13 protein-coding genes are annotated in these 14,952 nt (G+C 47.5%); 10 read left to right on the top strand and 3 right to left on the bottom strand.

Annotated elements, in window-relative coordinates:
* Positions 1 to 3: 3 nt before the first annotated feature.
* Positions 4 to 261, bottom strand: coding sequence for a hypothetical protein (locus tag QUA13_RS18005; protein ID WP_172192361.1), 258 nt, complete (start codon positions 259 to 261; stop codon positions 4 to 6).
* Between the two features lie 492 nt (positions 262 to 753).
* Between QUA13_RS18005 and QUA13_RS18000 the strand changes: the two genes are divergently transcribed.
* The 3 genes from QUA13_RS18000 to carB all read left to right on the top strand — a co-directional run bounded on the left by QUA13_RS18000 (position 754) and on the right by carB (position 5,037).
* On the top strand, positions 754 to 882 hold the full coding sequence (locus QUA13_RS18000; protein ID WP_333200623.1) for a hypothetical protein: 129 nt from the start codon (positions 754 to 756) through the stop codon (positions 880 to 882).
* A 91-nt stretch (positions 883 to 973) separates the two neighbouring features.
* Positions 974 to 1,213: a hypothetical protein gene (locus QUA13_RS17995; protein ID WP_333200621.1), complete on the top strand. Its 240-nt coding sequence runs from the start codon at positions 974 to 976 to the stop codon at positions 1,211 to 1,213.
* Positions 1,214 to 1,725: 512 nt separating this feature from the next.
* On the top strand, positions 1,726 to 5,037 hold the full coding sequence (carB, locus tag QUA13_RS17990; RefSeq protein WP_333200662.1) for a carbamoyl-phosphate synthase large subunit: 3,312 nt from the start codon (positions 1,726 to 1,728) through the stop codon (positions 5,035 to 5,037).
* 128 nt (positions 5,038 to 5,165) lie between these two features.
* On the opposite strand, the gene QUA13_RS17985 is transcribed toward carB, so the two are convergent.
* Positions 5,166 to 5,420, bottom strand: coding sequence for a DUF6737 family protein (locus QUA13_RS17985; protein ID WP_333200619.1), 255 nt, complete (start codon positions 5,418 to 5,420; stop codon positions 5,166 to 5,168).
* A gap of 52 nt (positions 5,421 to 5,472) precedes the next feature.
* On the bottom strand, positions 5,473 to 6,075 hold the full coding sequence (locus QUA13_RS17980) for a Uma2 family endonuclease (RefSeq protein ID WP_333200617.1): 603 nt from the start codon (positions 6,073 to 6,075) through the stop codon (positions 5,473 to 5,475).
* 244 nt (positions 6,076 to 6,319) lie between these two features.
* Here QUA13_RS17980 and QUA13_RS17975 point away from each other — a divergent pair, with 244 nt between their 5' ends.
* From QUA13_RS17975 to QUA13_RS17945, 7 genes are all read left to right on the top strand, one after another.
* Complete coding sequence (locus tag QUA13_RS17975) at positions 6,320 to 6,982, top strand: vWA domain-containing protein (protein WP_172192353.1); 663 nt, start codon at positions 6,320 to 6,322, stop codon at positions 6,980 to 6,982.
* 197 nt (positions 6,983 to 7,179) lie between these two features.
* Positions 7,180 to 7,953 carry a PP2C family serine/threonine-protein phosphatase gene (locus tag QUA13_RS17970; protein WP_333200615.1) on the top strand — a complete coding sequence of 258 codons (774 nt, stop codon included), beginning with the start codon at positions 7,180 to 7,182 and terminating at the stop codon, positions 7,951 to 7,953.
* A 38-nt stretch (positions 7,954 to 7,991) separates the two neighbouring features.
* Positions 7,992 to 8,708: a hypothetical protein gene (locus QUA13_RS17965; protein WP_333200613.1), complete on the top strand. Its 717-nt coding sequence runs from the start codon at positions 7,992 to 7,994 to the stop codon at positions 8,706 to 8,708.
* Between the two features lie 149 nt (positions 8,709 to 8,857).
* Positions 8,858 to 9,550, top strand: coding sequence for a hypothetical protein (locus tag QUA13_RS17960; RefSeq protein ID WP_333200611.1), 693 nt, complete (start codon positions 8,858 to 8,860; stop codon positions 9,548 to 9,550).
* A gap of 353 nt (positions 9,551 to 9,903) precedes the next feature.
* Complete coding sequence (locus QUA13_RS17955) at positions 9,904 to 11,673, top strand: ribonuclease III domain-containing protein (RefSeq protein ID WP_333200609.1); 1,770 nt, start codon at positions 9,904 to 9,906, stop codon at positions 11,671 to 11,673.
* Between the two features lie 264 nt (positions 11,674 to 11,937).
* Positions 11,938 to 14,052, top strand: coding sequence for a DNA-binding protein (locus tag QUA13_RS17950; RefSeq protein ID WP_333200607.1), 2,115 nt, complete (start codon positions 11,938 to 11,940; stop codon positions 14,050 to 14,052).
* A 268-nt stretch (positions 14,053 to 14,320) separates the two neighbouring features.
* Positions 14,321 to 14,857, top strand: coding sequence for an MgtC/SapB family protein (locus QUA13_RS17945; protein WP_333200605.1), 537 nt, complete (start codon positions 14,321 to 14,323; stop codon positions 14,855 to 14,857).
* Positions 14,858 to 14,952: the final 95 nt, after the last annotated feature.

Below are 14,952 nucleotides of genomic sequence, written 5' to 3'. Positions count from 1 at the left end.
TCCTTATTCATCGTATCGTTCGACGCTAGAAGTAAATATCGGTTCTACGCGAATTGCGAGAACGCTGGTAGGCCGAACTACCATGTATTCGCCTTGAATATTTTTAATCGGGACGTTAAGAAATTCTCTTGAATCTTGTTTCGGCACCAGCGTACTGCTGTACCACTTTTGAAAATCTTGCAGCGTTGCGAAACGCACTTCTTCGCGGTGGCCGCCCTCAAGCAGCAGGTGCACAGAATATTCGCTGGGAGTTCTAGGCATAGGAGATGGAGAGAGTTGTTGGAGGACAATCTAAAATCTAAAATCTAAAATCTAAAATTGATGTGGTTGCCCTCAAGCAGCAGGTGCACGGAATATTCGCACTTGAGTTCTAGGCATATCTTTATTTTTGATTTTTGATTTTAAGCTTTTGGAACGATTCCATATTTTACCTCTTCCTCGGCGCATTCCCTCATCTAGTAGGTTGGCTTGAGGGAGAGGGGGAGAGTGGGAGAAGGGGAGAGTGGGAGAGGGGGAGACGGCAGAGGGGGAGAGACCGGACGGAGAAGGGGAGAGTGGGAGAGACCGGAGAAGGGGAGAGTGGGAGAGACCGGAGAGTTGTTGCAGGAAAATCTCAATCTAAAATCTAAAATCTAAAATCTAAAATCGATTGAGTTGTTGCAGGAAAATCTCAATCTAAAATCTAAAATCTAAAATCTAAAATCGATTGACGGCGGCCCCCATCTGCGGCTACGCTGTGAAATTAAGGCTGCTTTGCTCGAAGAGGAAGCAGCCCGCGTCGCTCAAAAATCTAGTTGCACTGCCCAAAGCTGCTACCAACAGCAATGGACAGCTAACCGCCAAACTGATAGCAGCAGTCTGGAGGCTAATGGAGAATTTTAACACTCTCTGTAGCCGCCCTGCTCGGTGTTAACGTGCGGGGCGGCTGGGTTTTTGGGTTTTCCTAGAAAACCAAAAACCAGGAGACCATATTATGTCACAGGAATTCGTGCCTGACGATAACTTTTCCGATCGTCCAAATGACGACTCAGCAGTATCCGAACAGGAAGTCGTGCGGATAACGGTTGTCGGTTCCCGCGCCGCCGTGTTAGAAACCATCCACACCTTGTACCGACTGGGATTTGCCGCCGTCGGGGATTGGAGCCCGCCGCAGCGAGGTGCAAAGCCGGGACAAGTGATTAGCCTACTCATTCGCCGATCGCGCAAAGCCTAAAAATTGGATTAAATGAGGTAGGGACACGGCAATGCCGTGTCCTCCATCGCCGCGGCTACATGGCTAGATATACGATTGTCACATCCTCAGAGGGCGATGGCGTCCCGCCCGCAAGCTACGGGAAATTTCATCATCCAACCCGGTTAATTCTACCCGTTCTCCACAGTCAGGACACGCCTTGGTCGAAGTCTCTACAATGATTAATCAGGCGGAATACAGGGATTGTGTATTTTAGAACACGATTTCACTGGAACACTTAAAATAGTCTTGATTTACCGATCGACTGCACCCTTTTCTCATGAATATTTCTGGTTGGCTGCGGGTGTCTGTCAGCCGGAGTTGCGAGGTTCTGCTTCCAAAATGCTGATAATGGTGCACAATTTCAACTTAACAACAAAACTTGCACTATTTTGAGTAAGCTTTTGGGGGAACAGCTTAGAAAGCCTGTTTCTCAGACTGATGCAAAATATCAAATTAATCCTCAACGTTGTCCAATTACCAATTACGAACCTATGCCCCGCCGTCAAGACTTAAAAAAAATTCTTCTGATTGGTTCCGGCCCAATTGTTATCGGTCAAGCGTGCGAATTTGACTATTCAGGGACCCAAGCTTGCAAAGCTTTGCGAGAAGAAGGCTTTGAAGTAGTGTTGGTGAATTCCAACCCGGCAACAATTATGACCGATCCGGAAACTGCCGATCGCATTTACATCGAACCTCTAACGCCTGCCATCCTCGAACAAATCATTGCTAAAGAAAGACCTCAAGCAATTTTACCGACTATGGGCGGTCAAACGGCGCTAAATTTAGCAGTTGCCGTCGCTAAAAATGGCGTTTTAGAAAAGTACAACGTCGAGTTGATTGGCGCTAAGTTGCCAGCAATTGAAATGGCAGAAGACAGGCTATTATTTAAGGAAGCGATGGCGCGAATTGGCGTCGCAGTTTGCCCTTCTGGAATTGCCAACACTCTCGACGAAGCCAAAGCAATTGGTCACCAAATCGGCAGTTATCCGTTAATTATTCGTCCTGCTTTTACAATGGGCGGCACGGGAGGCGGCATTTCTTACAATCAAGAAGAGTTTGAAGAAATGGCACAAGGCGGGATTGATGCCAGTCCAGTATCGCAAATTTTGATCGAACAATCTTTGATTGGTTGGAAAGAGTACGAACTGGAAGTAATGCGAGATTTGGCAGATAATGTGGTGATTATTTGTTCGATCGAGAATCTCGACCCGATGGGCGTCCACACTGGCGATTCTATCACCGTCGCCCCGGCGCAAACTCTCACCGACAAAGAATATCAGCGCCTGCGGGATGCTTCGGTGAAAATTATTCGCGAAATCGGAGTTGAAACCGGCGGTTCCAACATTCAATTTGCCGTCAATCCAGTCAACGGAGATTTCATCGTTATTGAAATGAACCCTCGGGTTTCCCGTTCCTCCGCCTTGGCCTCGAAAGCAACTGGTTTCCCTATTGCAAAAATGGCGGCAAAATTAGCGGTAGGTTACAGCCTAGACGAAATTTCCAACGATATCACGAAGAAAACTCCGGCGTCTTTTGAGCCGACAATTGACTACGTGGTGACGAAGATTCCCCGATTTGCCTTTGAAAAGTTCCCCGGTTCCGAACCGACTCTGACAACGCAAATGAAGTCTGTTGGGGAGGTAATGGCGATCGGGCGCAGCTTCAACGAATCTTTCCAAAAAGCCCTGCGGGGATTGGAAACCGGCCGCGCGGGTTTCGGCTGCGACAAACCGGAAAAGTTGCCGAGTTTGGAACAAATTCGCGCCGGATTGCGGACGCCAAATCCCGATCGCATTTTTACAGTCCGCCACGCGATGATGATGGGAATGTCGGTCGAAGATATCTTCGAGTTCACAGCAATCGACCCTTGGTTTTTGGATAAAATGCAGGAATTGCTGGAAACTGAGAAGTTCTTGAAACGAACGCGGTTGGAACAGTTGACAAAAGAGACAATGTTTGAAGTAAAGCAGTTGGGTTTTAGCGATCGCCAAATTGCTTACGCCACCAAAACATCGGAAGATCAAGTCCGCGCTTACCGCAAACAGTTAGGCGTAATTCCGATTTACAAAACCGTCGATACCTGTGCCGCTGAATTTGAAGCGTTTACACCGTATTATTATTCCACCTACGAAGCGGGAGCTGCAATTTGGGAATTGGGCGATGAAGAAAAGAAAATTTCGCCTGTGGGCCACAGTCTCGCGCCGGAGTCGGAAGTTTTGCCTTCTACCAAACGAAAAGTGATGATTTTAGGTGGCGGACCGAACCGGATCGGACAGGGAATTGAGTTTGATTACTGCTGCTGTCACGCTTCCTATTCCCTAGGAGAAGACGGCTTTGAGACAATTATGGTCAACTCGAACCCGGAGACGGTTTCGACGGATTATGATACGAGCGATCGCCTGTATTTTGAACCGCTAACAAAAGAAGATGTTCTCAACATCATCGAAGCAGAAAATCCAGAGGGAATAATTATTCAGTTTGGCGGCCAAACGCCCCTGAAATTAGCGGTTCCTTTACAAAAAGCTCTGGAAAATCACCCCGACGTACAAACCAAAATCTGGGGCACTTCGCCGGATTCCATTGATACTGCTGAAGACAGAGAGCGATTTGAAAAGATTCTGCGGGAGTTGGATATTCAGCAAGCAGCTAACGGTTTGGCCCGCAGTTTTGAGGATGCTTTAATAGTAGCTCAACGGATCGGTTATCCGGTGGTGGTGCGGCCGAGTTACGTGTTGGGCGGGCGTGCAATGGAAATTGTTTATTCCGATACGGAATTGGAACGTTACATGACCTATGCCGTGCTGGTAGAACCCGATCATCCGATTTTAATTGATAAGTTTTTGGAGAACGCGATCGAGGTGGATGTAGATGCGATCGCTGATGTTACTGGCAATGTGACGATCGGCGGTATTATGGAGCACATCGAGGAAGCGGGAATCCACTCCGGCGACTCTGCTTGTTCTATCCCTTACCAAACGCTTTCGGACGCAGCTTTAGAAACAATCCGCCGCTGGACTGTAGAATTAGCAAAATCCCTGAAAGTGATCGGGTTGATGAATATTCAATTTGCTGTTCAAGGGGAACAAGTTTTCATTTTGGAAGCTAACCCGCGCGCTTCTCGAACAGTGCCTTTTGTGTCCAAGGCGATCGGAGTTCCCTTAGCAAAAATGGCGTCGCGCGTCATGTCAGGCAAAACTCTAGAAGCTTTGGGTTTTACTAAAGAGATTATACCCACTCATGTTTCGGTAAAAGAAGCAGTATTGCCCTTTGCTAAGTTCCCGGGAACTGATACCTTGTTAGGGCCAGAAATGCGATCGACTGGCGAAGTAATGGGAATTGATACCGATTTTGGCAAAGCATTTGCCAAAGCTCAACTCGGCGCGGGACAAATGATGCCGCTGTTTGGAACCGTGCTGGTTTCGATGCGCGATCGGGACAAACTAGCAGTTGTACCAGTTGTCAAGGAATTCTTAGAATTGGGTTTCAGAGTAGTCGCAACCCACGGGACACGCAAAGTTTTGCGAGAACAAGGTTTAGAGGTAGATTTGGAATTGAAACTGCACGAAGGGCGGCCGAATTTGTTGGATTCGATCAAGAATGAGAAAATTCAACTAATTATCACCACACCTTCCGGTGAAGAATCCCGGGCCGACGGCATCTTTATCCGCCGCACAGCTTTGACTTACAAAATCCCGATTATTACGACAATAGCCGGTGCCAAAGCGACAGCAGCGGGAATTCGATCGCTCAAATCCCACCCCATGCAAGTAAAAGCAATTCAAGACTATTACCCGCAAAATTAGACTGCGCAACACTCAAAGGTAGGGCGTGCACCGCGCACCTTACCCTAAACATAGGGTGCGCGCCACCTTACCCTAAACATAGGGTGCGCGCCACCTTACCCTAAACATAGGGTGCGCGCCACCAAAACCTAATCTGGATCGGAATCTAAAACTCCGCTAGACAGCATCAACCTCGGCCATACTAACAAGAAAAAACCCATCCAGGCTAATAAAGGAATCGCGACTAAAACAGTTATCCAAACAGTTTTTAATAAAAACCAACTACCGCTAATCAGGCTAGTACCAGTTAAAAGAATCGACCAAGGCTGACACCACCAAGGTTTGTAACTCCAAGGACTAATAGCTTTTCGATCGGAAAGTTTTTTATCAGAAATAGATTTCATATTTTCAGTAATTTTTTATGGAGAATAGTCTGGGTAGCTGGATTAACCGAAGTTAAACATTCATCACCTCTTCTGCTGTCAGCGTTAATTCGGGAAAAGTTCGCGATACAATTCGTTCGCTGCCTTTAAACGCGCTTCTTTGATAGTTGCCCTCTGCATCCAAAAGGTGGACAAATACAGTTGGAACTTTGGGGTTTCCCAGAAATTCCCTGCTGCCAATTGCTAAATAATCGACAATCCAATATTCTACAATTCCCAAACGCCGATACTCGTCCAATTTGTCTATATAATCGTCCTCCCAATTTGTTGATGTTACTTCCACTGCCAGTTGAATTGGTTCTCGTAAGGCAGCATAAGCAGAACGGTTCGATCGCCACAAGTCGCGATCGATTACGCTGACATCCGGTCTCCTCCCTTGTTCGATGCCGGCTTTACTTACAGTTTTGATAATGGTTGTAGTGTTGACTACATAATTCAAATTTAGTCGCCGGATTTCATCGTTGAAGCCAAATAGCATGAAATTAGCAACATCACCATAATTTCTTGTGGCATTCCTCTCTACAATTTCTCCATTTACCAGTTCATAGAGTCCATCTTCTGGACATTCTACAAGGAATTGGTCAAAGGTTAATTTCTTTGTGACTGTTGCAATCATAAGATTTCTCCTTATTTTGCAGTAATACTATTAGTCTATATTACCACAGGCAGGAATGAATTTGTTTTTTTGACCGCAGACATCCAATTCTAAAATCTCAAATCTACAATTAAAAATCTCAAATCGATTCAGGTAAATGGTAAAATGCGATCGCCCTAGCAATTTGCACTTAAATTTGTTACTGACTTGATACAGTAAAGTAACAAACCTAGAAATCGAGCCACTCCCAGGTCAACCCCGAACCATGAGACTAGACGAAGCCGTAGAATTTGCCGAAAACCCAGAGCCGCGCTGTCCCTGCGTCCTCCTGCTGGACACCTCCGGCTCCATGCAAGGCGCACCCATAGATGCCTTGAATGAGGGGCTGGAAATTTTTAGGAATGACCTAATTAAAGACGAACTAGCTAAAAAGCGAGTCGAAGTCGCGATTATTTCATTTGACAATCATATCAAAGTCGTGCAAGACTTCGTGACCGCCGACCAGTTCGAGACGCCGCTGCTGACAGCTCAAGGACAAACCCACATGGGCGCAGGGATTCAGCTAGCATTAGATACCATTGCGGCCCGCAAATCCGAATACCGCAACAACGGCATTACCTACTACCGCCCGTGGGTATTTATGATTACCGACGGCGAACCTCAAGGTGAATCAGACGATGTTGTGGAAATAGCAGCACAGCGGATTAAAGAGGAAGAAACTAACAAGCGCGTGGCATTTTTTGCAGTCGGAGTGGAAGGTGCTAATATCGCCCGTCTCGGGCAAATAGTCGAGCGCACGCCTGTAAAATTGAGAGGATTAGACTTTAGAGAGATGTTCATCTGGCTATCGGCTAGTATGCAGAGAGTTTCTCACTCAAAAATTGATGAACAAGTAGCACTGCCGCCACCCGGATGGGGAACAGTTTAGTTATTAGTCATTGGTGATTAGTCATCAGTCATCAGTCATTAGTCATTAGGAAGAGTGCCGTAGGGACACGGCACTGCCGTGTCCCTACAAGGGCTAGTACCTACGAACCCAGAAAAGTGCTGTAATTAGGGATAAATAAACCCGTTCAGACTTTGCATAGTTGTGAATTTACGAAGTTTTGAGTTAAAGAGTAATTAATGCAGAATTCATCCTTTAATTGGCAAGTTGTAGCGGCATCGGTAATAGGTACGAGCCACGAAAAAAGATCGCAGCCTTGTCAAGATGCCCACTGCTGGCGTCTCTTGCCAAACGGTGTTTTAGCGGCAGCGGTTGCCGACGGCGCGGGTTCGGCAGCACTCGCAGAAGTTGGGGCAAAAATTGCTGTGGAAGCGGTTGTCGAAACGATTTGCCAGCAACAGGAAAGGCTGCCTAAAAATGACGACGAATGGCAGGTATTCTTGACAGCATCGCTGCAAGTTGCGCGGGCGCAGGTGGAAGCAGAAGCTGCAGTGCGGGAAGTGGCTGCGAGAGATTTAGCCTGCACTTTAATTGCGGTTGTTGCTACGCCAGAATTAATCGCAGTTGCTCAAATCGGCGACGGTGCGGCGGTAGCAGGTGACAGTGCAGGAAATGCGATCGCCCTAACTGTACCTCCCTGCGGCGAATACATCAACGAAACTATCTTTTTGATTTCGCCGAATGCGATCGAAACAGCGCAATTTCAGGTACTGCGGGAAAAACTGCGGCACTTAGCCGTTTTTTCCGACGGCTTGCAAATGCTAGCTCTCAAAATCCCGGAAGGCACGCCGCACAAGCCGTTTTTTGGGCCTTTGTTTCGGTTTTCTGGCGAGTGGAAAGAAGAAGAAGATGCGAAACAGCAATTAGAGTCATTTTTGCGATCGCCCCGCGTTTCCGAACGCACCGATGATGACTTAACATTATTATTGGCAAGTTTTTCGAGTCATGTCTAATCTGTTTAAATCCACTGATAAAGTGTGGATACCAAATAATGATAGATCAACCAATTAGTGCAATATACGTGTTACGAGAAACCTTTGCTAAGATGGGAGCTATATACGCTCCTCTGTTGATAATCAACTCTCCCAGTTTGATAATTTTACTGGTGAATAATTTTGGTTTGGGTTCAGCAGCTATTCCTTTGAATATTATCTACTTGTTCGTGCTAATTCCCTTCTTGTCGGGAGCTATGATTTTCTACAGTTACCGAAGTTTGACAGGAAATCAAGTAACTGTGAGTGAGGCTTTTAATCAAGCAAACAGGAGATTGCTGCAACTCATCTTGGCTTATTTTATTCCTCTGGGTCTTATTTTAGCAGGGATTATAGGGATTATGTTGTTCCATTTGTTTTTGCCAGGCTTGATTCTACTCCTAATAGAAATTTTAGGATGTTATATATTATCTCGTTTAATGTTTTCATCTTACGTTACGGTCATTAATAACTCTTCATTACAGGATAGTCTTAACAGCAGTTGGAAATTAACTCAAGGGCGCTGGTGGTTGTTATTTCGCGCGAATTTTCTGCTATCTATTGTGGCTCTTGGGCCAGCAATCTTGATTTTTGGACTAATCGGTTCAAGATTGGGGAATTCGCTAGCATCTCAGATGGTGAGTAACCTACTGGGATTCTTAGTCGGGCCGTTGATGACTGTTTATATGGTTTTATTGTACCAGGAGCTGCGGGAATCGGCAGCAACTATTGAATAGGCATCTACTCAAATAAAGTCAAGGGCTGGCAGGATACTTACCCACAAAAATTTTGCGAGATGTCTAATCAGCGGTGAAAATTTTGCGCGGTTCTATAATAAAATCGAGGTGTCAACAATTCTGCTTTAGTCTGTACAGTAGGTCGTCGTTTGCAAGCACAAGAGATTAAGGATAAGCTCAACTCCCTAATTAGCGAAGCAGATCCAATAGATCCGAGTTTGGCGAGAAGATTGGATGAAATCAATCGCTGGGTGAAAGATGTTAAACCCGGTTCGCTAACTGCTAAAAAATTTGTGATGGCTTTTTTGCTGCAGCTTATCCGAGATTCTCAGGTTTGGCTGGCAGTTCAATCTCTACCTTCAGGAAGAGAACAGCAAGCCGCGTTTGAGTTAATGACTCCGGGGGAAAGGTATTGGTACAGCTATCTATTTCCTAAGTGGCTGAGCGAAAACGATCGCAAATTTTACATCTGGAAACAAAAACTGAAAGCCGGTAAATTCGATCCGGCTGACGATCTCGTCATTCGAGCGATCGCAGCCCGAATTGTCGATCGCCAAGGCACTGTTTTGTATCGATATGTTGCCGATCTTTCTATGGCAACCGATTCGATCGTTAGCAACCGCCAACAGCAGCCCCTCTGCATCCAAGTGACTACTCTTTCGGATGAGTTCTCTGAACAAAAATATCAAAATTGGCAACAAACTCTTCAAGGTTGGGGGATTGACAGAGGATTATTTTTAAGTTATGATAGAAACGATGAAAATTTCCTGAACCAGTTAGTTAACATAGCATTATATAATAGCGATAATTTGCCTGCAGGTCGTTACCTCAAGTTCCCGTAAATCAAGCAGATATGCTGCTGAGAATAGTTCGACTGCTCCCAACTCGGTGAAAAAGAAATTTTGACTAACTCACATATTGCACAATTCTCGACAATGCAACAAAGCTAGCCCCCAGCCAGCTTCCCGCAAAAGGGAAAACAGACCAAGATTATTCCTCCCCCTTTTCGAGTTCCGGGAGGGGTCTGCCAGACGGCGGCAACAGGTGTTTGATACGAAGGTTAAGCGACGGGAAGATTTACGGCACAAATCAATCTTGTAAAATAACTAGCAACACGGCATAAATTCAATTGAGATTTGATTTAATCGCGGTGAAATTGTTGGAAATAAAATCAAAATACATCAAAATCAATACTATGACAGTACAAGGTACGAACACCGTTGAAAATAACTTGCAGAAAGTCAGGGAAGAACTGGAAGCTGCCAGAAAAATGCAAGATGAATGGATGAATTACGGCGTAGATTTTGTGGATCGGTATGTTGAAGATGCTGGCGGTGATTGGTTGGAAAAGTGGGGAAAATGTGAAGAAGAATTAGAGCTAATAAAAAGTAAAAAGGTAGATATTGACGCAGTTAAAGCAGCGATCGACCTTTGCAGCTTTCAGCAGACAAAACTGCTGGAAATCGCCTTAAATTGCCGTTACTATACCAGCGATTACCCCGATCGCCCCGAAGAGTCTCCCGCTTGGCAAGAGGTTAAGTACAAACGGCTGTCACTCTTAGGCGGAGCGATTTTCGGTGCTGTTGTTACCGATTACCTGTACCGCGAATATCCAGAACTCGATCCAGATGCTATCTCAACCTTAAAAGCTCGTTTAGCAGACCCGAAAAAAGTTGCGGAATTTGCACAAAATTTGAAATTAAAGGAACTCTCTAGGCGCGTATGGAATCGGAAAGAAACAGAAGAAAGTCAGTACAATAGAATTTTGGCGAAGACTTTTGAGGCTTTGTTTGGCGCGATTTACTTGGAGTTCGATCGCGATTTTTTCCGTGGGGGAAACTGGCTGATTCAGCACTTGATTGAACCAACTGTTAGCCAGCATCGGGATCTAACTCAGCGGCGGCGACAAATAGGACCCGAAAACGAGGTGAAACGGCGGGAAATCCTGGGTGCGGATATTCTAGATGCGATCGCGATCGACTATCTGTACAACCGCTTTCCCGAACGCAACGCCAGCCAGCTAAGTCGCTGGAAAAATATGTTGGTGGCTAAAGAGATTTTTCCCAAAGACTTTAAGGCAAAATTAGGCAGTCATTACCTGGAATTGGAGAGCAATTTCTCGCGTACCCGCGACTGGTTGGTGGATAACTTTATCAAAAGCGCAGTTGACGAACTGCTAGAGGAAACCGACACTCAACCAGAATATCTGATTGACAGTGCCAACCCTGAATCGCTGCCAGAATTGGTCAGCCGGATTACAGACAAAAAGTGGAAAAATGAATTTGTGAGAGTTGTCAGCATTTTGCAACCTGCTGACGAACTTTTGCTGCTGATGCAACAAAAATTAGACAGTATGGCCGCTAAAGATGAAACTTTGCAGCAGTTGCTAATCTGGGCAAATCACAAGTCTCAGTTAGTGCAAAGGAAGTTCAAACCGGCAGAAATTCGCGCTTTTTATGTTGCCTTAGTTTGCGTGCTCGATTTGGCTTTGACTCGCGTCCTCGATCCGAGTCTGAAGTTTGATAGATCGAAAGTTCGCAAGTTTCGGAATAGTTTGGCCAAGGCGCGAAAAAATGTAGAATTTGCGGAGGTTAACGAGTCTCTGAAATTGGCTTTTGATCATGATGCGGTGGATATATTGGTTGGCATTTCGGCGCTGGATATTGAACCAGAACTTAAACAACTGCTGGCACAATTTCAGACTCAAATGCCTGATTTGCAAAACTGGAAAAAGTGGCGCAAAGATTGCGGTCGCTGTTGGCTGGCAAAATTCAAAAGTGCGATCGGCTACAATCGAAACTTTTGCCCCCAACAGAAAACTTTGCTGAAACAGTATTACTATGCCCACAACTTGCTGGTGGAATGCCTCAACAGCGATAATTGTCAGGTGACACCGGCCGTCAGGCTAAAAATTGAGGATAAAATGTTGTTATTGTCGGTGGATTTGAAGCTGGTTCACATTTAATTTTGATAGCGCGGACGGGCGGGACGCCCATCCCACCAATGGACGGACGGGCGGGACGCCCATCCCACCAACAGAAACAGGGCTGACGCACTCCGACCCAAGATACCGGGTTTTTTACCGAATCTGCGGGCTGCAACGCCTCTTTTGGTGAAAAACCCGGTTTCGACGCACCCGTGCCTAAGTCAGAACAAAGGTAAGATTTAATGTGCAAGTCAAGTTTATTGAGTGATGGCTTCCAAATCCTCTATCCCATAACGGAATTCTATGCAGTTGCAGCGCCAATTTAGCGGACAACTGATTGCGATCGACACCAAAACCGCGATCGCCAGTGGCGGTGAAGGTCGCATCTACCCGATCGCCCAAGACTCGTCCCTTGTAGCAAAAATCTACCACAAACCGACAGACGAAGACGGCGACAAACTCACAGTCATGTTCAGTATGCCGCCGGATGCGCCGATCGCGGAACCGGGACACGCTTCAATTGCTTGGCCGATCGATTTGCTGCATACTGTCGGCGGGCGAGAAAAAATTGTCGGTTTTGTGATGCCGCGCGTCAACAAAGTGATGCCGGTACACACTTTTTACACTCCCAAAACCAGGCGCGAACAAAAACCGCTGTTTAACTATCTTTACCTCCACCGTACCGCCAGAAATCTCGCCTCGGCTGTAAACGCCCTCCACGTCAGGGGTTACGTCATCGGCGACGTAAACGAGTCGAACATTCTCGTCACGGATACGGCGTTGGTAACGCTGGTAGACACGGATTCGTTTCAAGTCCGCGATCCTTATACGGGTTACGTTTATCGGTGTCCTGTGGGGAAACCCGAGTTTACGCCGCCGGAGTTGCAGGGCCAGACTTTCCGCGATATCGATCGAGCTCCAGAGCACGATTTGTTCGGTTTAGCTGTATTAATTTTTCAATTGCTGATGGAAGGTACGCACCCGTTTTCGGGAGTTTATCTCGGTAGCGACGAACCGCCGGCTTTGGAAGCGAGAATTCGATCGGGCCATTTCCCTACAGGTACGAAGCGGATTCCCTACCGCCCGATGCCGGCTGCGCCTCCTTTCGAGATGCTGCATCCGCGACTGCGACAGATGTTTGTCCGCTGTTTTGAGGAAGGGCACGCCAATCCTTCGGCGCGCCCGGATGCGAAAACTTGGGTGAATGCGATTCGGGAAGCGGAAGATTCTTTAATTACTTGCAGCAAAAACAGTCAGCATAAATACGGTAATCATCTGAATCGCTGCCCTTGGTGCGATCGGGCAAAACTCCTCAAAGGCCGCGATCCGTTTCCTTCGCGGCAAGCAGTTAGCAACGGATTGCACTTGCAGCCCGCGAAAATCAAGCGTAAAAAGCCCCAACCACCGCCCGTCGTGAGGGAACCCGCAGCGCGCCGGCTACAGCCCGCCACGGGGCTGCCGCGTCAACTCGGCCAGTACGCAGTGCCCTTGCTACCGATGCCGATGTCTCGGAGTCGGACTCCTGCGCCTCAGGTTCCCGCGGGCAAGTTTGAGCGCATTTTTCAGGATGCTGCTTGGGGAGGTGTTTGGGGTAGTTTGTGTTTGGCGGCGATCGGGGGGATTTATTCGGTAATAGCTGAGGGCGGTGGGGCTATTTTGGGGGCGATTTTTGTTGGTACAATTTGGGGCTGTTTTTTTGGGATGATGTGGGGCGTTTTTACTTTGGCGCCGAACCAGATTTGGCGGAAGTGGGGCGGAGTTTTGGTGGGGGCGGCTTGGGGGGCTTTTTTGTTGGCGGCGATCGGCGGTGCGGTGTTTGGCGCGATTAATAGCACTCCGGGGATCGGAGAGAGGATTTTGGCTGGGGCGGGGGTTGGTGCTGTCTGGGGCTGTGTTTGGGCAACTTTTCGCCCTCCTCTGGCGCTGCCTGTGGGGAGGGTGTGGGGCCGGCGGGGAGGGTATTTGGGGGCGGTCTGGGGCTCGTTTGTGGGGACTCTGGCTGGTGTTTTTTTGGGGGTTGGGCTGGTGGTTTGGCAGCAATACAATGTCCAGATGCGGCCGGTGAATGAGTTTGCTGGTTTGCTGCTGGGTGTGGCGATCGTGGCGGCTGGTGTGGGTTCTGTTGGGGGTGTGGTTTCTGGGGGTTTGTTGGGTTTTTGCGGGTTTGCGCCGAAGCTGCCGATTTCGTTTCAGCCTTCGGGTGTAAATGGTGGGGCTTTGGGGGCGATTTGGGGCAGTTTTTTGGGGACTTTCGCGGGTGCTGTGTTGGGGGCGGGGGTGTCTGCGATGTTTCCGGCTGTCAGCGCTGGGGTGCCGGTGGAGTTGGGGCCTGTGGCGGGGGCGATCGTCGGGGCTGGTTTGGGGGCGATTTGGGGGGTAGTTTCGGGTACTGTTTGGGGGGCTTTGGGGAAGTGGTGAAGAAAGAAGCAACGATGTAAATTTGCAACCGCAGATATTTCTCTGCAAGCTATTAGCCAAGCACCTCAACAAAGCGTGCGAGTTCCAGCGTTTGACGTTTCCGGGCCGCACATCGAGCCTAACCTCTACTTGAATTTAACTTAGTCTTAACTTAAACTTAACCTGATTACCTAGTAAATCTAGCGACTAACCGGAGTTACAATAAGTCAGCCTGCCACGCCTGGGAATGCGTGCGCGTGAAGAGCGAGTTCTAGTAGGAGTACAGGCAATGAGTTCTATCTTTTTTAGCCCCAACGATTGGCAAACAGTCACCTTTAGGCTGACGGCTGCACTACTGGTAGGCTTCGCGATCGGCATGAACCGCCAGCAGCCAGGTAGACCAGCAGGTTTAAGAACCTTTATGATTGTGAGTCTAGGCGCAGCTATATTTGTAATGATTCCTTTGCAGATGGATGGCGACAGCACCTTTTCCTCTTCCAATGCTTTGAGCCGAACTATCCAAGGAGTTGCCACAGGGGTAGGCTTTCTGGGAGGCGGAATCATTCTGCAACAAACTAAATACCCAGTGGGTAAAGCTGAAGTTAAAGGATTAACTTCCGCAGCAACTATTTGGTTGGCTGCCGGATTAGGTGCAGCGGCAGGCTGCGGTTTGTGGGTGATGAGTTTGATAGGAACGCTGTTTGCACTCTTGGTTTTGAGTGGCGTCAAACGGCTTAAGAAGTCCGCCTTGATTCGTGCTTATGCTAACAGCCAACCAAAAAGACTACTCAAAGATGCAGCCTCAGCGCGAGATCGGCAGCCATAATAACTGAGCTTCCCTTTCACAACAGTTCGGACATATTTTGGGAGAGTCAGGCTCTGAGAGAGCCGTATTCTAGGAGTTTTCGGTAGTTTGGATTT

It is taken from the genome of Microcoleus sp. S28C3 (assembly GCF_036700785.1).
GTDB classification, from domain to species: domain Bacteria; phylum Cyanobacteriota; class Cyanobacteriia; order Cyanobacteriales; family Microcoleaceae; genus Microcoleus; species Microcoleus asticus.
This window is presented reverse-complemented; position numbering and strand designations above follow the sequence as displayed.